Annotated in this window: 22 protein-coding genes; 8 read left to right on the top strand and 14 right to left on the bottom strand. The window is 68.7% G+C overall.

Features of this window, described 5'->3' with window-relative positions:
• Nucleotides 1-93: 93 nt before the first annotated feature.
• Both ACTMTF_RS35690 and ACTMTF_RS35685 read right to left on the bottom strand, forming a co-directional pair.
• Complete coding sequence (locus ACTMTF_RS35690) at nt 94-1,017, bottom strand: RNA polymerase sigma-70 factor (protein WP_441114610.1); 924 nt, start codon at nt 1,015-1,017, stop codon at nt 94-96.
• A complete protein-coding gene (locus ACTMTF_RS35685) occupies nt 1,014-1,622 on the bottom strand; it encodes an NAD-dependent epimerase/dehydratase family protein (RefSeq protein ID WP_441114609.1) in 609 nt (202 codons plus the stop codon). The genes ACTMTF_RS35690 and ACTMTF_RS35685 overlap by 4 nt, the downstream gene beginning before the upstream one ends.
• A 187-nt stretch (nt 1,623-1,809) precedes the next feature.
• Here ACTMTF_RS35685 and ACTMTF_RS35680 point away from each other — a divergent pair, with 187 nt between their 5' ends.
• The 3 genes from ACTMTF_RS35680 (at nt 1,810) to ACTMTF_RS35670 (ending at nt 5,307) form a co-directional block, all read left to right on the top strand.
• A complete protein-coding gene (locus tag ACTMTF_RS35680) occupies nt 1,810-2,505 on the top strand; it encodes an NAD(P)-dependent oxidoreductase (protein WP_441114608.1) in 696 nt (231 codons plus the stop codon).
• 441 nt (nt 2,506-2,946) lie between these two features.
• A complete protein-coding gene (locus tag ACTMTF_RS35675; RefSeq protein WP_441114607.1) occupies nt 2,947-4,722 on the top strand; it encodes a hypothetical protein in 1,776 nt (591 codons plus the stop codon).
• A gap of 126 nt (nt 4,723-4,848) precedes the next feature.
• Nucleotides 4,849-5,307, top strand: a complete 459-nt coding sequence (locus ACTMTF_RS35670; RefSeq protein WP_441114606.1) for a hypothetical protein — start codon at nt 4,849-4,851, stop codon at nt 5,305-5,307.
• An 11-nt stretch (nt 5,308-5,318) separates the two neighbouring features.
• Here ACTMTF_RS35670 and ACTMTF_RS35665 read toward each other — a convergent pair whose 3' ends face one another.
• From ACTMTF_RS35665 to ACTMTF_RS35640, 6 genes are all read right to left on the bottom strand, one after another.
• Complete coding sequence (locus ACTMTF_RS35665; protein WP_441114605.1) at nt 5,319-6,320, bottom strand: hypothetical protein; 1,002 nt, start codon at nt 6,318-6,320, stop codon at nt 5,319-5,321.
• Nucleotides 6,321-6,359: 39 nt separating this feature from the next.
• Entirely contained in the window at nt 6,360-6,752 is a 393-nt protein-coding gene (locus ACTMTF_RS35660) for a TetR/AcrR family transcriptional regulator (protein WP_441114604.1), read from the bottom strand.
• Between the two features lie 70 nt (nt 6,753-6,822).
• The gene (locus ACTMTF_RS35655) at nt 6,823-7,449 is read right to left on the bottom strand and encodes an NADPH-dependent FMN reductase (RefSeq protein ID WP_441114603.1); all 627 of its coding nucleotides are present in this window, start codon (nt 7,447-7,449) and stop codon (nt 6,823-6,825) included.
• An 11-nt stretch (nt 7,450-7,460) separates the two neighbouring features.
• A complete protein-coding gene (locus tag ACTMTF_RS35650) occupies nt 7,461-7,928 on the bottom strand; it encodes a cupin domain-containing protein (RefSeq protein WP_441114602.1) in 468 nt (155 codons plus the stop codon).
• 186 nt (nt 7,929-8,114) lie between these two features.
• Entirely contained in the window at nt 8,115-9,113 is a 999-nt protein-coding gene (locus ACTMTF_RS35645) for a helix-turn-helix transcriptional regulator (protein ID WP_441114601.1), read from the bottom strand.
• A 48-nt stretch (nt 9,114-9,161) separates the two neighbouring features.
• Nucleotides 9,162-10,262, bottom strand: a complete 1,101-nt coding sequence (locus ACTMTF_RS35640) for an epoxide hydrolase family protein (protein ID WP_441114600.1) — start codon at nt 10,260-10,262, stop codon at nt 9,162-9,164.
• A gap of 173 nt (nt 10,263-10,435) precedes the next feature.
• Between ACTMTF_RS35640 and ACTMTF_RS35635 the strand changes: the two genes are divergently transcribed.
• On the top strand, nt 10,436-10,951 hold the full coding sequence (locus tag ACTMTF_RS35635) for a hypothetical protein (protein ID WP_441114599.1): 516 nt from the start codon (nt 10,436-10,438) through the stop codon (nt 10,949-10,951).
• Here ACTMTF_RS35635 and ACTMTF_RS35630 read toward each other — a convergent pair.
• Complete coding sequence (locus ACTMTF_RS35630) at nt 10,859-12,157, bottom strand: hypothetical protein (protein ID WP_441114598.1); 1,299 nt, start codon at nt 12,155-12,157, stop codon at nt 10,859-10,861. The two genes, ACTMTF_RS35635 and ACTMTF_RS35630, sit on opposite strands and share 93 nt — an antisense overlap.
• A 145-nt stretch (nt 12,158-12,302) precedes the next feature.
• Between ACTMTF_RS35630 and ACTMTF_RS35625 the strand changes: the two genes are divergently transcribed.
• Nucleotides 12,303-13,418, top strand: a complete 1,116-nt coding sequence (locus ACTMTF_RS35625; RefSeq protein WP_441114597.1) for an SMI1/KNR4 family protein — start codon at nt 12,303-12,305, stop codon at nt 13,416-13,418.
• A gap of 127 nt (nt 13,419-13,545) precedes the next feature.
• On the opposite strand, the gene ACTMTF_RS35620 is transcribed toward ACTMTF_RS35625, so the two are convergent.
• Together ACTMTF_RS35620 and ACTMTF_RS35615 are read right to left on the bottom strand one after the other, a co-directional pair.
• Nucleotides 13,546-13,968, bottom strand: coding sequence for an SgcJ/EcaC family oxidoreductase (locus tag ACTMTF_RS35620; protein ID WP_441114596.1), 423 nt, complete (start codon nt 13,966-13,968; stop codon nt 13,546-13,548).
• A gap of 34 nt (nt 13,969-14,002) precedes the next feature.
• Nucleotides 14,003-14,506, bottom strand: a complete 504-nt coding sequence (locus tag ACTMTF_RS35615; RefSeq protein WP_441114595.1) for a hypothetical protein — start codon at nt 14,504-14,506, stop codon at nt 14,003-14,005.
• Between the two features lie 289 nt (nt 14,507-14,795).
• On the opposite strand from ACTMTF_RS35615, the gene ACTMTF_RS35610 reads away from it, so the two are divergent.
• The gene (locus ACTMTF_RS35610) at nt 14,796-14,996 is read left to right on the top strand and encodes a hypothetical protein (protein WP_441114594.1); all 201 of its coding nucleotides are present in this window, start codon (nt 14,796-14,798) and stop codon (nt 14,994-14,996) included.
• Nucleotides 14,997-15,037: 41 nt separating this feature from the next.
• Here the strand turns inward: ACTMTF_RS35610 and ACTMTF_RS35605 are convergent, their stop codons facing one another.
• Nucleotides 15,038-15,994 carry an NAD(P)-dependent alcohol dehydrogenase gene (locus ACTMTF_RS35605; protein WP_441114743.1) on the bottom strand — a complete coding sequence of 319 codons (957 nt, stop codon included), beginning with the start codon at nt 15,992-15,994 and terminating at the stop codon, nt 15,038-15,040.
• Between the two features lie 194 nt (nt 15,995-16,188).
• Here ACTMTF_RS35605 and ACTMTF_RS35600 point away from each other — a divergent pair, with 194 nt between their 5' ends.
• Nucleotides 16,189-17,085, top strand: coding sequence for a hypothetical protein (locus ACTMTF_RS35600; RefSeq protein ID WP_441114593.1), 897 nt, complete (start codon nt 16,189-16,191; stop codon nt 17,083-17,085).
• A 94-nt stretch (nt 17,086-17,179) separates the two neighbouring features.
• On the top strand, nt 17,180-17,707 hold the full coding sequence (locus ACTMTF_RS35595; protein WP_441114592.1) for a DoxX family protein: 528 nt from the start codon (nt 17,180-17,182) through the stop codon (nt 17,705-17,707).
• Between the two features lie 13 nt (nt 17,708-17,720).
• Here ACTMTF_RS35595 and ACTMTF_RS35590 read toward each other — a convergent pair whose 3' ends face one another.
• Complete coding sequence (locus ACTMTF_RS35590; RefSeq protein WP_441114591.1) at nt 17,721-18,899, bottom strand: hypothetical protein; 1,179 nt, start codon at nt 18,897-18,899, stop codon at nt 17,721-17,723.
• A 113-nt stretch (nt 18,900-19,012) separates the two neighbouring features.
• The coding region (locus ACTMTF_RS35585) for a dolichyl-phosphate-mannose--protein mannosyltransferase (RefSeq protein WP_441114590.1) at nt 19,013-19,966 on the bottom strand (954 nt) is incomplete at its 5' end.

Raw genomic sequence — 19,966 nt, 5'->3', positions numbered from 1 at the left:
GCTGGCTTCTGTGAGTTGAGCGGAACGGCGCCCCGATTGCTGACAGGAACTGCATGTGGCATGGCTCACAGAGCGGCAGGAGCGCCGTTCTGGTCAATCCGTGGGCCGGCGGGCCTGGTTCGCTGCGCGGATGACCGCCCAGGCGTCCCCGACCGGGCCCAGGTGCCGGAGCTTGTCGGGGTTGATCACCGTTCGGATCGTCTGGATCTGCCCGTCGAGGATGTCGAGCGCCAAGGTGTTGAGGACCCTGCCGTCCCGGTCGCGGAAGATCGCGCCCGGCTGGCCGTTCACCTCGCGCGGCTCCACGACGGCGCCGGCCCTGACGAACAGCGAGACGAGCGTGGCGAGCACCCCGGCCACGTCCTCGGCGCCGACGAAGACGGGCTTCCAGAGCGGGGCCTTGCCGCCGCTGTCGCCGATCAGGCGAACGTCGGCGGCGAGCAGCTTCCGCAGCCCGTCGACCTCCCCTTCCCTGAAGGCGTCGAAGAACCGTTCGGCGAGCTGTTCGCGCTCTTCGCGGTCGGCCTCGAACCGGGGCCGGCCCGCGTCCATGTGGCGGCGCGCCCGTACCGAGAGCTGGCGGCACGCCGCCTCCGAGCGCCCCACCGCCGAGGCGACCTCACCGAAGCCGAACCCGAACACCTCGCGCAGCACGAAAACCGCCCGCTCCAGCGGGCTCAGCCGCTCAAGCAGCAACAGGGCCGCCATCGACACCGAGTCGGCCAGCTCCGCCGACCGCGCCGGGTCCGCATAAGGGTCGGTGAGCAGCGGCTCCGGGAACCACTGCCCGACGTATTCCTCCCGCCGGACGCGGGCCGACCGCAGCACATCGATCGAGATCCGGCTCACCACGGCCGACAGGAACGCCTTGGCCGAAGCGGGTTGTGCCGGGGTGGCCTCGTAGCGCAGCCAGGTCTCCTGGACCGCGTCCTCGGCCTCGCTCACACTGCCCAGGATCCGGTAGGCGATCGAGAACAGCAGAGGCCGCAGCTCCTGAAACTCCTCGGCCCTGCTCACGCCAACACCTCCTTGAAGCCCTGGCGCCAAGAGGGGTAGCGCAGCTTCCAGCCGAGCTCCCGCTTGGCCTTGGCGTTGGAGAAACCGCGCCCCTCGGTCATCATCGTCACCGTCGTTTCCCCCGCCAGCGGCCGGGCCAGCCACGTGGGGACTCGCATCGGCCGCTTGGCTCCCGCGCACGTGGCCAGGTAGGGCAGCCACTCCCTGGCCGGGGCCGGTTCGTCGTCGACGATGTTGAACACGCCCCGCGCCTGCCGCTCAACGGCCAGCACGGTAGCGCTCGCCGCGTCGTCGAGATGCAACCACGAGCTGTAGCCGCCGCCCTTCCCCGTGCTCGCCGGGTCCAGCGGGTCCTGCTCGGTCTTCACCCATCCGCCCTTACGGATGCCGTTCCAGGCGGCGTAGCTCTGCGCGACGAAGTGGACTACGCCGACCGCCTCGGCCGCGGCCAGCAGGTGGTCCGTCCCCTCGGTGCGCAGCCGCTCCAGCAGGCCCAGCTTGGCCGTGCTGGTCGTCGTCGCCGTCACCTGGTGGCCACGGGCGACCAACTGCGGCACCAGCCGCCGCCCCAACACCCCGGCCCCGCCGGCTACGAACACCCGCATGATCATCACCTTCCTGATGTAAGCGTCTGTCTCCCCCCGAGACGAGACAGCCCGGCCGCCTGTGACATGGGAGGCGGGGCTGCCCTGAATCTCCGACCGCAGCCCGGATGTCACAGAACGGCCGGGCTGTCTCGTCTCGGGGGACAGGAATCGGAAATTCGGACATAACCAGAGAAGGACAGTCGTCATGCGTATCGCAGTCTTCGGGGCCAATGGCCCCACCGGCCGCCTGCTCACCGACCAGGCACTCGCCGCCGGACATCAGGTCGCCGCGGTCACCCGGCGGCCGGACTCGTTTCCACTGCGCCATGACCGGCTCGTGGTGGTCGGGGCCGACGTGCTCGATCCGGGGGCCGTCGACGCCGCCGTGGCGGAGCGGGACGCGGTGCTGTCGACGCTCGGGGTACCCGCCGGGAAGGAACCGATCAGCACCTATTCGCAGGGTGTGGCCAATATCGTCGCCGCGATGAAACGGCATCGGGTGCGTCGGCTCGCCGTGGTCAGCTCAAGCGGGGTGGACCCGCACCCGTACTCCGACGGCGGGTTCCTGTTCAACCGGCTATTCCTGCCATACGTGACGCGGGTGCTCGGTAAGACGTTGTACGACGACATGCGGCGGATGGAAACGCTGGTCCGCGCCAGCGATCTGGACTGGACGATCGTGCGCCCGAGCGGGCTCTACCACCTGCCGTCGATCACCGACTACACCCTCGTGAAGGGCCACGCCGACGGCAGGTTCACCGCCCGCGCGGACCTGGCCGCGAGCATGCTGGCCCTGCTGGACGGCGACCGCTACGTCCGCGCCACCGTGGGCGTCATCACCACCGTCGACAATCCCACCTTGCTCCAGTGGATCCGCCGCGAAGCACTCGCCAAGAGCTGACGTCCGCCTGACCCTGGGGTTGCGCTGCTCGGGCGTGCCGGCGTCCCACGCGGTGCTCGATCTCGATCGGATAGGAGAAGCGCTCAGCCGAGAGGAACCGCTCGCGGGCCGCGACGTCCCGGCCGGTCGACGGCTCGTCCAGCAGAAGCAGCGGAGGATCGGGCAGCAGTGACCGAGCGATCAATGCGCGCCCTCGCTCGCCCTGGACATCGTCGGCCACGGCGTTATCGCAGCAAAAGCTTGGGCCTGGTGTGTTACTGAAAACGAGAGCTCTTGCTGCCGTGGCTCCGCATGACAGCGTTTACGTCGCCTGCGAAATGCTGGGCCCCCAGCGCCTCACCATCATTGAAACAAGCATCGCGTCGAAAACAATAACGGAGTGGGACCGCTTGTTCCGTTGGGGTACGCCTGTGCGCCGGTGCCGCGCTAAGATCGCGTCCCGTGCTTTCGGATGGTTTCTGGCGGATTATAAGAATTGGATTAGTAGGTCTGATTCTTGCGGCGGCGGTCGCGGGCCTGGCGCTCGGCGACGCCTGGCTCTGGGTGGCCGTCGAATGGTCGCCGCCGGCCTATGCGGGGTTCTACGAGCGCGGCGGGTTCGACACTCTGACGACCGGTGCGCTGCTCGTGGCCGCCCTGGTGAAGGCCGCGCTCCTGTGGCTGATCCTGCGTGCCCCCGCGCCTGGACCGCTGGACCGCCGGGAGAAGGCGCTGCGTCGGCTGCTGTACCTGGCGGTGGCGTACGCCATGCTGTGGTACCCGATCGCGCTGCTTCCCGACGTGGTGGACGCGGCATTCCAGCTCGCGCTGTGGACCGCGATCTACGTCCTCTATCTGCTCGTCATCCGCTGGCGGTCCCGCATGCTGCGTGTGGCGGCCGCAGTGATATTCGCGGTCGACCTGGCCGGGACGGCCAACGAACTGCTCGACGAACTCGACCTACCAGAGTTTGGATCGGGCGAAATCTTCGTACTGGTTCTGCTACTGAGCGGGGTGACGGCGATCATCATCACGGTCGTCGGGCAGCGGCGCGACGGCCGGTGGAGCCGGGGCACGCAGGCAGCCGGGTGGTTGTCGGTGGGCGTCTACGTGCTGGCGATCGCGTTCAGTTTTCTCTTCGTGCGGATCTTCAGCGACGGCAATCTGGCGATGCTGGTCATGATGGACGCGCTGGGGCTCGTCAGCACCGTGTGCCTCGCGGCGACTGCCCGGGAAATGCCCACCGAGAACCGCCCGGTCGACCTTCCGCCCGCGCGGCGGCGCGTGCTCCGCGTCGCGGTGGCGGCCGTGGTCGTACTGCCGATCATCGCGCTGATCCCCCCGGAGCGGACCGCGCACCTCACCTACACCGGCTGGTCGATGGACTGCTACGACCGGCCCAGCTTCGGCGACCTGAAACCTGCGGAACGCGACGCCGCGTTCCTGTGCCGGGCGCGGAGCACAGAGGCCGGAGTCGCGCCCATGTTCCCGGACAGCCTGGCGGACCAGGAGGTCCTCGCGTACGGGCGGGCGCTGTGCCGGGCAAAGGACCGCGACGAGCAGGAGGCGATCCTGACGCGGGCCGGGAGCGCGCGGCCCGCCTCGGGCGCGGACCCGTGGGATCTCGTCTACGTCTGCCCGGAGATCGTCGGCGCGACCCATCCGGAGCTGCTGCGGTCCTCCAGGGAGACGAAGGAGGCGAACGCCGCCTACATCGCCGAGCAGAACGCGAGGTGCCGCGACCCGTGGCCCCGCAAGAAGGGTGTCGTCCAGGCCACGGCCAACTACTTCCTGTTCGTCGACGGCGATCATGGCTATCTGGTCCACGACCCCAGGGACGAAGCGGCCGACAAGGCGGCGGAGCAGGCGATTGACAAGCTCTACGACGACCGCGCCCTCGTCGGGGTGGCCGGCAGCGCGGTGCTCGTCGGGCATCTCGAAGACGTCTCCGATGTGTGCCTTACGGTGAAGGCCTTCCGCACCGCGCCGCCACGGCGGACGGCCGGGTGGGATCAGGTCACCGAGGTGCCGATCGTCAGCCGCAGCGGCCGGCTCACCGTGCCGGAGAAGGGCGAGGGCGGAGACGTGGGCGCGGGTGCCCCGATGCCGAACCTGGCGATCAGGGGGAAGGGCCGCTACCGGCTCCGGGTCTACGTGCGGGTCGGCGATGCAGGGGAGGAGCACCTGGTCGTCGTGTTCCCGGGTACGTCGAGGAAGAGGCTCAAGCTGAAGCAGTGAGCTCGTCGGGACTGACTATTCGTGGGGGCAGGTCGTGAGGCGTAAGAGTCCGCACCCTTGTGGAGGTCGTACGGAACCGCCTTCAACGCAGGGTGACTTACTTCCCGGGGCGAGACGATGACCGCCATGTCGAGAATCGAGTTCTCCTACGGAGTGCCAAAGCATGGATGGGCTGTCGTCACCATTGTTCACGAGAATCGTGAAGCCAGGATGGTCGTGTCCTATGTGACGGATGCTCTCCGGGATCTCCTGTACGGCCTGGTGCGGATCACTCAGGGGGATGATTTCCGCTTCTCCTGGGATGACGAGCCCACCGAGTATCGATGGGTATTCGCACATGAGGGCGGTGCGGTACGGCTGCGCATTCTTACGTTCACAGACAGGATGAGGCCGGAGCCGGATGAGGCGGGGCGGGAGGTCTTCACACTCCTGTGCGAGGTGGGTCCTCTTGTGAGGGCGGTGGTCCGGTCAGTGAGACGGCTGCTGTCCGAGATGGGCGAGGAGGAGTACGCCCGGCAGTGGGGAGGCCAAGCCTTCCCATCGCGCGAGCTGAATGTCCTGGAATCTTGGCTCAAAGATCACTGAACCAGATCGACCTAAGACGCCAGGAGGAACAGCAGGCCGGTCAGATCTTCGCCTTGGGGCGCGCGAGTGCAGGCTCCGCGTGCGATGAGCTGTTCGGTGATCTCCCAGATCAGCTCGTGGGAGATGATCACGGTGGCTACGGCCCGATCATCGGTGGAGACGTACCGGTGCGCCTCCTGGCAGGCTCGGCTCAGCAGGAAGGCGGAGACGGGAGCGGCGACTGCGGCGGCGAGCTCGTCGAGGACCTCGCCCGTCCCGACGAGCGGTATCGCCGGGCGGCCGTCGTCGAGCCGCACCTGCCGGCGACGTCCTTGCGCGTCGGTGATCGCGGTCACGTGGCGATCTCGCAGCGACTCGGCCAGCCGGGGCGTGGTGGCCAGGTCGTGGAGGTCGCGCAGGGTGGCGTTCGACCAGACGGCCACCAGGGTGAGGTCTTCGTCCAGGCGGTAGAAGTTCGTGCCGGAACCGCCGGCGCGTGGTGGGTGGATAGCCCAGAACGCCCCGTTCCACCATTGACGCTCGGCAGTCAGTGCGGTGTCGGGCACGGCGTCTTCGGCGCGCAACTGCCGCCACAACAGCAGGTCCAGCGCGTAGCCGAACACCATGGCATACAAGCTGTGACCGATCCCGAGGCGCCGCAGCTCAGCGGCGATGTCCTGCGTCGGCTTCGCTACGGCGTCCGCCAAAGGAGCCGCCAGCCGCCGTAGAGCCGCCCGCAGCGGCACCATCTCGCGCACGCCCAGTACGGGGAAAGCGGTCCGGAGCATCTCGCCATCGCGTTCCAGCAGCCGGAACTCCAACAGTTGAGAGAGCTGCGCGTCGGAGACGTCCACATCGCCTCTCAAGGCACCGTGACGTGCCGCGTACAACGCCCGTCCGTTGTTGCCGTCGGACACCACCTGATGGGGAGTTCGTCTCGCATTCGGGCAGTAGCAGTGCAGCGCCCACAGGGCAAGGTTGTCGGGGTCGGACATCTCATCCGCTGCGGCGTCCATCCGGCCAGTGTCCGACATCCCGACGATCTTGTCGTCACCACGTTTCCCGGTGAACGATCAACCCACCGTACGGCCTCCGCATGCGTGAGATCGGGGAGGCTGAGCCACATGTCGGCCTGGACCGTACAGCGGGCACTGGTCGCCCTGCGACTCGTAGCGCTCCACGAGGGTGTCCCGCCAGCGGTACCAGGCGTCCCAGGTGTCGAGGCGGCCCAGACGCGGCAGCTGATCGTTCAGTATCTGGTCCGCCTCGTACCGCGCGACCGCGAGCAGCAAGGCGTCCTTGCCTTCGGGAAAGTAGTGGAAGAGCTGGCTCTTGCTGGTGCCGGTTCGCGATCGGATGTCGTCCAAGGTGACGTCGGCGACCCCCTTCTCCCGGAGGATCTCGGCGGCGCCTTCGATGATGCGCGCCCGGGTGGCCTGCCCTTTCGGCGTCAGCACACGTTGCATGGCCTCGCTCCCCGCCTTGCTGCACTTGGCGGTCCACTTTAGTGCGCTTCGGTCGAGTGGCGATCACCCTTCACCCGACGGAGGCAGGGCGCAAGTCCCGGAGGTGGTGGCGCTGGATGTGTGCGTGGAACGCTGACATGTAGTCGGACAGGAACCGGGCGGTGGCGGGCACGGTGACCGTGCCCGTCTCGTCGATCAAGCCTTGGGTGAACTGGATATAGGCCTCCGGCTGGGCCAGCACCGGCATGTTGGCGAAGGTGAGGATGCCCTTCAGGTGCTGCTGGGCGACCGCGGTGGAGATGGAGCCGGGCGACGTGCCGATCGTCGCGGTCGGCTTGCCGTCGAGGACGCTGGACCCGTACGGCCGGCTGGCCCAGTCGATGGCGTTCTTCAGCGCCCCGGGAATGGAGCGGTTGTACTCGGGGGTGATGAACAGGATGGCGTCGGTGGACGCGACCGCATGCTTGAAGTCCTGGGCAGCGGGAGGGTAGTTCGCGTCGTGGTCGCGGTTGTACAGGGGCAGCGTGTCGATCGGGATCTCGGTGAGTTCGAGCTCGCCCGGCGCCAGCCGGTGCAGTGCGCGCGCCAGCCTTCTGTTGATCGAGTCCCGGGACAGGCTCCCGACGATGTAGCCGACGCGGTAGGTCATGGTCTTCCGTTCGTTCGTACGTTCCCGGCCGGCTCTGTTGCTCTTCATGGTCGCTTCCTTCAGCGGGGCGGGCCGAGGACGACCTGACCGTGGGCGGCGGCCGTGGCGGCCAACGCCTCCTGGGAGATGACTGAGCCGTCGGGTCTGTCGGTGAACAGGTCATGGCTGGCCTGGCGGAACATGTCCTCGATCCCGGCGGGGGTGGCGATCATGAGCAGGTCGGCCCGGCCGGAGGTGATCCGGTAGCTGTGCGGGATGTTGCGGGGCAGGTAGACGATGCCGTTCTCGGACAGCTCCATCTCCTGGTCGCCGACCCAGACCAGGGCGGTCCCGTTGAGCAGCAGGAAGATCTCGTCTTCCTTGGTGTGCATGTGGAAGGGCGCCGCCGCGCCCTTGGGGGAGGCGAACCGGCCGACGGTGAGCTGCCCACCGGTGGCGGCGGCGTCCAGCAGCACGGAGAAGGTGCTCCCGGCCAGCCATTTCATCGTCTCTTGCTGTTCGGGTCGGGCCAGGTACGGAATGCTCATGGTTCTTCCTCACGGTCCAGGTTTAAGTGGCTAGCCACATAGTACGTAGAGATTTACGTGGCTGGCAACCTAAACGAGGACCGTAGGGGGGCTTGAGTCTCAAGCATGATCACCCGAGCGGCTGGCCAAGGCCTTGTTCATGGCCGAGAAGACCGCTCTTCTCGCTTCGGTCCAGTGAGGGGATCATCAGGTGGGCCGGAAAGAGGAGCCGGGCTCAGGGGCTGAGCCGTTCCGCTGCGCGGCCCGCTGCAGGCGGGCGGTCAGCGTGCGGAGGTGGTCCACCAGTTCGGGCGGTTCGCGGACGTCGAACTCGAAGCCGAACGCGGCGACCCACACCGCGAGGTGGTCGAGGCTGTCCGAGCCGATGCGCAGGATGCAGGTACCGTCGTCGACGGGTTCGACCACGCCGAGCGTGGGCGGCACCTCCTCGGCCACTTCCGCGGCCGAGCCGTGCATGGTGAGCACCGCCCGGTAGCGGTGGCCGTTCGCGGGCGTCCTCATGGCGAAGTGGTCCACCAGGTCCCCGGCGGGCAGCGGCCTCGGGACGAACCGGGGGCCGGTGGGGACGCGCGTCGACAACCTGTCGGCCCGGAACCTCCGCCAGTCCGAGGCACCGGTGTCCCAGGCGAAGAGATACCAGCGCCGCCCGTTCTGGACCAGTCTGTACGGTTCCACATCCCGTACGCTCGCGGAGCCGTCATGCGAGACGTAGTCGAAGCGCAGCCGTTGGTGGTCACGCACCGCGGAGGCGATCGCGATCAGCGTCGACGGATCGGCCGTCGAACCGGGCATCGGCAAGATCACCATGGCCGAGCTGAGCGTGTCCACCTGGTGGCGCAGCCGCGCGGGCAGCACCTGGTCCAGCTTGGCCAGCGCCCGCACGGAGGTCTCGCCGATGCCCGTGATCGCGCCGCCGGCCGCCGTGCGCAGCCCGACCGCCACCGCGACCGCCTCCTCGTCATCGAGCAGCAAAGGGGGCAGGGACGCGCCGGCGCCCAGCTGGTAGCCGCCCCCGACGCCGCCGATCGCGTTGATCGGGTAGCCCAGAGTGCGCAGTTTGTCGACATCGCGCCGAACGGTTCTGGGACTCACGCCGAGACGATCGGCCAGCTCCTTCCCCGACCAGTCACGGTGGATCTGGAGCAAGGCGAGCAGGCGGAGCAGTCGGGCCGAGGTTTCCAACACACGATGATGCTGGCACCGATCGCGGTCAGAACATGACCGCGACAGGTCTCATCCGAGGCTCTCGAAGAACCGCCGCACGTCCTCGGCGAACACCTCAGGCTCCTCCATGGCGAAGAAATGACCGCTTTCGTCCTTCTGTGACCAGTGCACGATGGCGTGGTCGCGCTCCGCGTAGGGCCGGATGGCGTACTCATGCGACCCGGCGAGCAGCACGCCCGTGGGTACGGTGCCGCGCGGCTTCGGCACCCAGGCCATCGGGTCGTTCATCTGCTCGTAGTAGATCTGGGCCGAGGAGCCCGCGGTGCCCGTCAGCCAGTAGATGCTGACGTTGGTCAGGAACCGGTCACGGTCGACGGGAGCCCCGGCCCAGCGGTGGAAGATCTCGGCGATCCAGGCCAGTTGCCCGGCAGGGGAGTCGGTCAGGCCGAACGCGAGCGTTTGCGGCGAACGCGACTGGATGGGGACGTAGCCGGCGGTGGCCTCCTCCAGGTCCGCCGAGCGCCGGCGCTCGATCTCGGACAGCCGCGCGTCCTCTTCCTCGATCCCCGCCGGGAACGACAGGACGCCGTTGAGGTGGATGCCGACGACGTGCTCGGGGGCGAGGTGGCCCATCTCCGGGGCGACGAACGCGCCGGTGTCGCCGCCCTGAACGCCGTACCTCTCATACCCGAGCACGGCCATGAGCTCGACGAACGCCCCGGCCATCCGCGCGGCCGTCCAGCCGGGCGTGGCCAGCGGCGACGAGAACGCGAACCCGGGAAGCGAGGGGATCACCAGATGGAACTCCTTGGTCAACGGCTCGATCACGTCGAGGAACTCGACGAACGAGCCGGGCCAGCCGTGCAGGAGCAGCAACGGCAGCGCGCCGGGATCATCCGAACGGATGTGGACGAAATGGATGGTCTGCTCGTCGATGACGGTCGTGAACTGCGGCACCTCGTTCAGCCTGCGCTCCTGCGCCCGCCAGTCGAAGCCCGTGAGCCAGTATTCGACCAGTTCCCTGGCGTACGCCACCGGCGTGCCCCGGCTCCACCCGCCCCCGGGCAGTTCCGCGGGCCAGCGGGTCCGGGCCAGCCGGTCCCGGAGAGCGTCGAGCTCGGCCTGCGGCACGTCGATATGGAAGGGGATCATGGAGGTGTTCTCGGTCATGAGCGTGACCGTAGGATGAATCGCGGTCAGGTCGCGTCCGCCGGTCACGCACGATCGAAGGTCCCGTGAGGCCGGCGGTGGGCGCGCCGGCTCTCAACGGCCGGTGACCCCCTCAGCCGCCCGGAGGTGCAGTGTCCACACGCGAGGAGCCGGCGCCACCGAGGACGAGGGCTTTGACACGGACGAGGCTGTGCTGGGCGAGTGCCGCGCTGCTGTCGCTCCTTCCGCATGGCGGGTTGCTGATCGCCGACTGGGGGGTGCGGATCTGCGCCTATCCGGAAACTGAAGGCGGGCACGCCGGTCTCGGCCTGGGGTTCGGCGTTCTGGCCACGCTGCTGCCTTTCGGGTTGATGGTGTCGGCGGTGGTCGTACGGCGCGTGTCGTACAGCAAGGGCCGCCTGCTGACGTGGCTGGCGGCCGGGGGAGCGGTCATGACGGCGGCCTACTACGCGCTCTCGGTCTTCGCCTTCTTCTTCCCTTACTGTCCTTCGGGCTCGCAGGGGCTTCTGTTCGTGCTTCTCCTCTACGGCGGCATAGCCGGGCTCATCCTCATCGCCGGTACGTCCGCGCGCCGGGACCAGGTGACGCCTGAGCGATCAGGGGCGCAGAATGCGGGCGGGTCGGGCGGCGTACAGGAAGAGCAGGAGGAGGGCGGAGCCGAGCAGGGCGGCGCTGTACCACAGCGGTGAGAGGCCGAAGGCGAGCTCGCCCTGCGGGCCGGTGCCGAACAGGCCGTCCGGGTACAGGGGGAGGCCGAAGCCCCAGGCCTGATGAGGCTCGGCGGGGAGCGCGCCGGCCACGGCGATCAAGGTCAGGGTCAGGATTGTGGCGTGGACGAGGCGCCTGGTGCGGTGTAGGACGGCGGCCAGGATGAGCAGCGCGGGGGCGCCGACCCCGACGAGCAGGTCGAGGGCGAGCCAGGACAGGGCCGCCGTGTCGCCGGCGATGCCGAGGAGGTAGCTCTGGATCGGGCCGCTGGGGCCGATCCAGAACGGCATGCCGTGCGCGAGGTTGACGGCCGCGGGGATCAGCGGGAGGGCGATCGCCAGCGCGGGCAGCGGCCACCGTCGGGACGGCGCGCTGACGGGTGGCGGCTTGGCCGGCCACGGGCGCGGCCCGGTCAGCTCGTGCGCGGAACGGGCCGCCCAGACCAGCCCGAAGACGCTGAGCGCCCGGAGCAGCGACAGGGCCACGACGGTGTACGACACCTCGCCGTAGGCGAACGTCACATACGACGAGGGGTGCAGTAACGACGTGACCAGGGAGAGGATGCCCATCCACACGGTGGCACGGGTCCAGCGGGGATCTCTTGCCTGGGCCACCAGGATCGGCACCACCCACGCCACCTCGAGCAGGCCGTCCAGCCTGACCATGCTGAGAACCTGCGCGAAGGCTTCGAGCCCGAGGGTGTGGGAGAGGGTGAGACCGAATTCGGCCACCGCCTCGATCGTCCCGGTGACGAGCATGAGGATCCGCGCCCAGGTGGGGATGGCGCCGTCCAGCACCCGGAAGAACAGCCAGACGATGAGCATCTGGGCGAGAGCGGCCGGCAGACCCGTCGGCCATGACGACGAGGGCAGCAGGGCGAGCACGACGGTGGCGTACAGCGTGCCGCGGAGCCAGGCGACCTGGCCGCCTCCGTCGGCAGGGGTGCCGCGCAGGCGGCCGCGCAGCACCTGCCAGCAGGCCACGCCCTGCACCGCGCCGATCAGGACCAGCGCGAGCACGACCCACCACACGGCGGTGAGCCCGTCGGCCGCGGGCTCGTGCGTGACGACCTGCCAGAGGAGGTCCTCCTCGCCGGTGACCAGCGTGACGACGGTGAGCACGGCGATGGCGACGAGGTAGACCGCCGCGACGGACGCGGCGAGGAGGCCGAAGCGATAGCGACGCACGAGCACTCCTTTGGGCCGGCTCTGGGCGGTGTCCGAGAAGATACGACCACTGATCCTTGCGCACGCGGCCGACAGAAAATGCCCAGGCGCTTGTGGCCCTGAATCCGGATCTCTGTGGAGATCAAATAAGGGTACTCTGCCGGACGTGCGGCAATTGATCAGGTCTCGTGGGGTATGGCTCGGGCTTTTGGCTGCCTTGGTGGCGGCGGCGATTGTTGTGTTCGTACGTTCCCGCCGGCACTCGACCGGTCCGGTCCGGCCCAGCGAAACTCCGGCACCGGTGGAACAGTGGCCTCCCACGCCCATTCTCGGTGCCCCCACCGCAGAGGACCTCAGCCGCTTCGCCGCCAGGCCGTCCGTTCTAGACCGTCCCGGGTTCATCAAGTTCTTCGAGCCCCGTGAGCCGAGAGAGCCGCTTGAGGAGCCCGTCCGACGCCGCCTGATCCGCTGGGGCGTGGCCGGGTTCGCGCTGGTCCTGCTCGTTGCCGGCACTCAGATGCTGGAATCCGTGGTCTTCTCCAAAGAAACGGCGACGGTCGTCCGCGAAGAGCCTTACTCGGACGTTCCGAATGGCGATCGCCTTCCTCAACCCGTCACGAATGAGGAACCGCCGGACGCCGACGAGGACTGCAACCCCAAGAGCACCAGTCCGCGCGTACGCAAGATCAGCACGAAGGTGACGAAAGCGGTCAACCGGCAATGGCGGCGGATCGAGACCTGGCTGAAGACCAACGCACCCGCGACGTATCGCACGCTCGGCGAACCGGGAGACGCCGAGGCCATCGCCGCGGCGGAGGCGCACATGGGCCTGCGGTTCCCTGACCCTCTGCGGGCCTCACTGCTGCGCCACGACGGGGCCGACTCTTCGGAGAACACCCGGGCCTTCGGCTTCCTGGGCCACTCGAACTTGAGCGTCCGGCAGATCCGTGACGAATGGGCATCTCTCTGCCAGATCGACGGGGAGGACGAGGTTTTCTCCGATCCGCGAGCGGAATGGTGGGACGGGAGAATGATTCCGTTCGCCGCTGACGGAGTGGGTAACGACCTGGTGGCCGACTCGCTGATGCGCGATGTCGGGGAGACCGATCATGAGGGCACCATGAGTTTCACGCCCGGAGAGGTCCGGATCCGCTCGTACTACGCCCTGCTGAAGAGCACCGCCGACGCCATGGAGAACGGCGGCTCCGTCGGCCGTTGGCGGCCCCGGGCGGTCGGCGGTGAGCTCGAATGGGACGTCACTGAGGCGACCCACAGCCGGTGACACGTCGATTCAGCGGGAGACCACGTCGGCGCCTCGCGAATGGACGCTGCGCGAATGGACGCTGCGCGGGGCCGAACTGGACGAGGTGTTCCCCGGCTTGCTCGACGTCGTCGTCACCGCCGAGCGGTCATCCGTCCGAGGGCTCGACCACCAAGGTGTTCTGGCAGGCGGTCAGCAGCCACCGCCCGTCCTCCTTCGCCATGACGAACAGCGGTGAGCCCGCGTTCGTCCCGTCGGACGTCCGGTACACCTGACGGACCTTCACGGCGGCGACGTCGGGCCGGATGAACAGCACGTGCTCCATCTCGAACGTGACCGTCGACCCCTGCATCCCGCCGGGAAGCACCTGATGGGTGAAGGCCGAGATCGCGTCGCGGCCGAAGAGACGCTTGCCGTGGCCCGTCGTCCAGATCGCGTCGGCGTGGAAGAGGGCAAGGAACTCGTCGGGGAGCTCGTGGTTCTGCGCGTGCTCGACCGTGGCGACCACCTGCTTGATCGCTGCGAGGTCGTGGTCGAGGTCGGGCGCGGAGGCCGGCTGTGTCGTCGTCATGGAGATGACGGTAGAACCCCAAGTCGACTTGAGGTCAACCCGGCTGATCGGCCGCGCCCTGGCCGCCGGGAACCCACCACTGCTCGCCGTCGAACGTCGATGCCCGGGTGGTCGTCGGCTTTCCAGGAGACTGGGGAAAGATGCTCCCCTTGTTATCCGTGCGCCCTATTTGCGTGGCTATCGCGGCAAGGTCTTCGGGGGAATACAGGGTACGCGTACCGGAAATGGAGAGCCCTGCGGCGGCTGCCAGTGTTCTCAGTCGGTACGGTTCGGGGCGGATGAATTCTCTGCCATATGCGATGATTAATCGTATTTGGCGTTGTATGTCCTGCTTCTGCGTGGCCAATTCGCTCAGCCTGGCCAGAACCGGGTCGTCCAGCACCGAGGCTCGCGCGGCCAGTAACAGCTCGCCGACCAGAGTGCGGCGTTGCTCGTGCGCCATCTTGAAACGCTCCGCGAACTGCTCCTCTCCCTCGTCCCAGCTGCGGATGGGCGTGGGGATCAGGATCTTGGCCAGCTCCCTTGCGATCTCTTCCATGGGGAAGAGCTTTCACCGAAGAGTGCGGAAAGTGCAAATTTGAGCGGGCGTCGTGAGAGGAAGTAGCTACCTCTGGGGTGGATGAATCCTCTACCCGCACAGAGATTTCTACCTCTGGGCGGTTTTTATGATCCTAAGGCGGGACATTGAGCGCCGAGGAATGCTGATCTTGTGCGATTCTCAAATCGCGCGCATGCGGCGTGGGCTGCTCAGTGAATGAGCGGCCCTTCTGTTGGAGGCAGAAAGGCCGCTCGCACGGTTAGCCACGAATTCAACGAAGGAAAACCGCATGAAGAGACTACTAGGACAACGCCCCGAGCCGGAAGCGAAGTACGCAGCGGAGAAGGAGCCGATCCCACAGCGATGGGTCGTCATCCTCGTCACGTCCGCCCTGGGCGGAGCGATGGTGGGAAACGCCGCCGGGGCCCTCCCCTGGGGGCTCACGACGACGATCGCCATCATCGGGCTCCTCCATTCCGTGATGCGATGACCCGCCGCCATCGGAAACAAGCCGCGGCGCGGGGTGAGCGGTCACACCACCTGGACCAGGTGCTTCCCGCGGACGCCGCCGGCCTCCAGTGCGCGGTGCGCGCCGGCGATGTCGTCGAGGGGGCGCACCGTGTCCACGACCGGGCGCAGCGCCCCGCTCTCCACCAGGCCGGCCAGGTCGGCGAAGAGCCGGTGGGTGGGGTTGCCGCTGAAGAACCGCACGCGGCGGGAGCCGTACACCGTGGACGCCAGGATGTAGGCGATCGACGCGGCCATCCGGCGGGTGTCGAACGTGATCGACACCATCCGCCCGCCCGGCGCCAGCAGGCGGCGGTAGGCGCTCATGTCGGTGCCCGCGGAGTCGAAGATGACATCGAACGGGCCATCCCGAAGCAGGTCGGCAGGGCCGGTGGTGGCGTAGTCCAGCGCCTCGTCGGCGCCGAGGTCCCGTACCAGGTCGAGGTTCTTGGCCCCGGCCAGCGCGGTGACGTGCGCGCCCCAGGCCCGGCCGAGCTGGACGGCGACGTAGCCGATTCCGCCGCTCGCACCCCGTACGAGCAGACGCTCGCCCGCCTTCAGACGGGCCTTGTCGCGCAGCGCGGTGATCGCGGTCGTGCCGGCGGGCAACGCGGCGGCCTCCACCAGGTCGAGGCCGGACGGGACGAGGGCGACCTGCCGGGGACGGACCACCACGAACTCGGCGGCGCTGCCGAAGGCCCCGCGCGGCAACGCTCCCCACACGCGGTCGCCCACCTTGAGCCCGGGGTGAGGGGAACCGAGGGCGGCGACCTCGCCGGAGAAGTCGATACCCGCCCGCTGCGGGAACTTCCGGCCCGTCACCAGCTTCAGCTTGCCGGCCCGGCCCGCGACCTCGCCGCCGTTGACGCTGGTGGCATGGACCCGCACCAGCACCTCGCCGGGACCGGCGACCGGCCTCGGCAGCGTGCTCACGTAGAGCACCTCGGGTGGGCCGTATTCGGCGAACATCGCCGCACGCATCTCGCTCATCGTCATCCCGTCCATCGAGGCGTATCCCGAGGTCACGGGCGCCATGACTGCCAAGCTAGCCGACAAAACGGACGAGGTGGTCCACTTAGCTCGATGTGAGAAATGTTGCCGCCGGTCGCTCTCGGATAGAAGATCGCGGGTTTACTCGTTGGCGCATCGCGGAGGGCGGGCGTAGCTTTCGTGAGATGGGAACCCTTGAGATCGCCTGCGACGAGTCCGGTTCCGAGGGGGAGAAGCTCATCGGGGGCAACACGGAGGTCTTCGCGCATGCCGGCGTGCTGCTGAGCGAGGAGGCGGCGGCCGAGTGCATCAGGGAGACGCGCGATCGGATCCGTTCCCCCGCCACGGAGTACAAAGCCAACCATCTCCTGCGCAGCAAGCACCGCGCGGTCCTGGTGTGGCTGCTCGCGCCGACGGGGCCGATCTACGGGCGGGCGCGCGTCTACCTCGCCGACAAGGCGTTCTTCGCCGTACAGAAGATCTTCGAGATCGCGTACGACGGTCCGCGCGGACAGGCGTCGGCCGTCGAGCTCTACCGCATCGGTCCCGCTGCGTTCGGGCGGGAGCGGTGGACGGCGTTCCTGGAGGCGTTCAACGAGGTGATGCGCGGCAGGGTGGACCCAGAGGCGTTCGATCTCGTCGTGGCGAGCCTGGCCGGGATGGGGGGACGCGCCGGGGAGCTCGTCGGGTCGCTCGGCGGGCTGCCGGCGCGGCGGGGGGCGATTCCGCTGCTCGACCCGCTGATTCCGGCCATCGTCCAGGCTGTGGCGCACTGGGGTGAGGGGACACGGCCCGTTTCGATCATGCATGACCAGCACAACGGGTTGACGGAGGAGCGGATCGCGCACATCCGGCGGGTGGCGCCGCTGGCCGGGCTGCGGCTGGCGGACTCGTTCTACGAGCCGCGCGTCCAGGTGGCCGACTTCCTGGCGGGGGTGGCCAGGAAGATCGCGGAGGAGGAGCTCAACGGCCGGGGCGACACGGAGCTGGTCCAGCTGCTGCGGCCGTATGTGGATCTGGCGTCGGCGTGGGGGGACGAGCGGAGCTGGGCGTCGCTCGGGCTGGGGCGGGTCGCGGTGTGACGGTGTATGCGACAGCGGTGAAGGAGGCGTGCGCCCCTTATAGATAGTGCTACTATCCAATTATTGGATAGCTTCCCTATCTAGAGGAGGGGTCATGTTCGTCGTCATCGGCGTACTCGTGGTCAGCCTGCTGGTCTTCCGGCTGCTGGGGGCGCTGGGCGTCCGCCGGTTCGCCACCTGGCGGGTCAGTGCCGCGCACGCGCTGGCCGCCATGCTCGTGCTCACCGCCAGCGCGCACTTCGTCCCCGCGGACGTCACCTTCATGCCCAACCACGCCGACATGGCGCGCATGGTGCCGCCGTTCGTCCCGTTCCCGAGCTTCATGGTGTACGCGAGCGGCGTGCTGGAGTTGCTGGGCGCAGCCGGGCTCGTCCTGACCGGCGCCCGGCGAGCCGCCGGGATCAGCCTGGCCGTGCTCTTCGTGCTGCTGCTCCCGGCCAACGTCCACGCCGCACTCTCCGACGCCCCATTCGACGGCGGGACGGCCACGCCGCTGTGGCTGCGGATCCCCGAGCAGGTGCTCTACATCGCCATCGCCCTGTGGGCGGCCCGCTCCACGGTGCCCGATCCGGCGCCGGTCGCCCGGGCGGATCGGCGCGCCGAGCACGCCGTCCGCGACTGAGGGGTCAGCGCCGTCAGGTGGAGTTGACGTACTTCCTGGGCCGGAGCGCGTGCGCCCGCAGCGCGGCCAGGGCCGCGAACTGGCCGGGACGCGTCATCCGGATGGCCAGGTCGTCGCCGAAGGCGAGCTCCAGGGCGGTGAGCTGGCCGATCAGCGCCGTGATCGGGGCGGACACGTCCTCCAGGCCCGTCGCCGGGTGCCAGCCCTCGCCGCCGACCACCTCCGCGACGCGCTCACGCAGCTGGGCCGGCGACATCAGCACGCCGTCGGCGAGCAGCATGAGCGCGGCCTCGCGGGCCGACACCTCGAACTCGTGCTCGCCCCTGGCCAGCAGCAGCCTGGTGACCGACTCCCACATGGCCTCGGGCGAGCTGAGCAGGAACCGGCCGTGGTCGGTGAGGGCCAGCCGGGAGCCGTCGCGGCTGAGCGCGCCGAGCTCATGCTCGGCCAGCTCGCGCAGCCTGAGCGCCTCGGGCGACGGGGCCAGCCGCAGCGGCAGGCTGCCTTCGGCCAGCGAGAGCAGCCCGTGCAGGGCCGGCAGCGGTTGCGGGGTGACGGGCGCGTACAGCCGCACCTCGAAGGGCTGGGCGAGCTCGCGCCTGGCGGGGCCGCGGCCGAGCACCCAGCGATTGAGCCGCTCGCCGTGCACGCGATGCAGCCAGCTGTCGCCGCCGAGGTCGGTGCGGGGCTCGGTGAGCCAGCGCTGGGTCAGCGCGACCCGGTCGACGGTCTCGCCGGCGACGATGGCCAGCTCCAGCGCGGCCGAGCAGGCGACGTGCGCGCCGAGCTCCTCGGGGCCCATGATCATGCTCCACTGCAGCTCGGGCACGTCAGGCGGGAGGACGCCCGTGGCCTGGAGCGCCTCCTGGTAGGCGCCGGTGCCCGCCTCCTCGCCCTCGTGGGCGTAGGCGTGCAGGATCCGCGTGGTGAGCGGCGACGTGCAGAGCGCGGCGTAGCGGTCGAGGCCGCCGAGCTTCAGCAGGCGGCCGAGCGAGTGGGCCAGCCGCTCGTGGTCGCCGCCGACCTTGAGCGGCAGCGTGTACCAGAGGAACTCGCAGACATCGAGCTGGGTCACCGTTTCCAGCGGCTCGCCGCCGGTCAGCCATTCGACAGCGGTCCTGGCGTCGTCGGCGAGGTCCGGGGCGGACCGCTCCAACTCGGCGAGAAGCGCGGTGACGTCTGGTGCACTCATGCCACGAAGTTTGCCGTATGGACCCCAGGCCTGACGATGACCGAATCCGGTGCGTATTGGGTCTTGCACAGCGACTACCCTACGAAACCACTATTTGGCGGACTGTGACCGGGTTAGATCCATCGTGTGTCGAACAACATTCTGGCCTTCCACTCAGCGTAGGGAATCAGTTCGGCCGACAGTACAGGATGCAGCCACCAGAAGTTGATCAATGCCAGCAGGGCGTAGGCGCCGACGATGGCGGCCCCGAAGGTCCGCCGCGCCGGGAGCCTGCCGTCGGCGGTCTTGACCGCCGGGCCGATCAGCCATCCGGCGCACAAGGTGATGGCCAGCACCATGAACGGCACCATGGGGATCGCGTAGAACAGGAACATGGTGCGGTTGGCGGCGAAGGCGAAGTAGAACCAGGGCAGCCAGCCCACGCCGTAGGCCAGCAGCACCGCGCCCGCCCGCCAGTCACGGGTGGCGACGTACCAGACGACCAGCGCCACCAGCGCGGCCAGCGCGCCGAACCAGATGACCGGCGTGCCGACGCCGAGCACGGCCTCGGAGCAGTCCGTGGCGCCTGGGCAGGCGCCCTTCCTGCTCTCGTAGTGGAAGGCGACCGGGCGCAGCAGCAGCGGCCAGGACCACGGCTCCGACATGTAGGGGTGGGAGGTCTCCAGGCCGTTGTGGAAGGTGAAGACCTGCCATTGGTACTGCACCCAGGAGCGCGCCGAGTCGAGCACGAAGTAGAACGGGCCGGAGGAGGTGGCCTGGTCCCAGTTGCGGCCGTAGCCGAGCGCGGTGGCGAACCAGCCGGTCCAGGTTGCCATGTAGGTGACGAACGGCACGAGGGCGAAGGCGATCAGCCCGTGGGGCACGTCCTTGGACATGGCGCCCAGGTACGGGTGCCGCACGCCGGCGGCGCGGCGCGCGCCGAAGTCCCACAGCAGCGACAAGAGGGCGAAGGCGACCGCGAACGCCAGGCCGGACCACTTGACCCCCATCGCCGCGCCGAGGCAGATCCCGGCGGCGATCCGCCAGGGCCGCACCCCCAGCGGGGGCCCCTGCGGCGACAGCGGCGA

It is taken from the genome of Nonomuraea sp. ZG12, assembly GCF_052068115.1.
Classification (GTDB): Bacteria; Actinomycetota; Actinomycetes; order Streptosporangiales; family Streptosporangiaceae; genus Nonomuraea.
The sequence above is the reverse complement of the archived record's forward strand: the minus strand, read 5'-3'. Positions and strand labels throughout refer to the sequence as shown.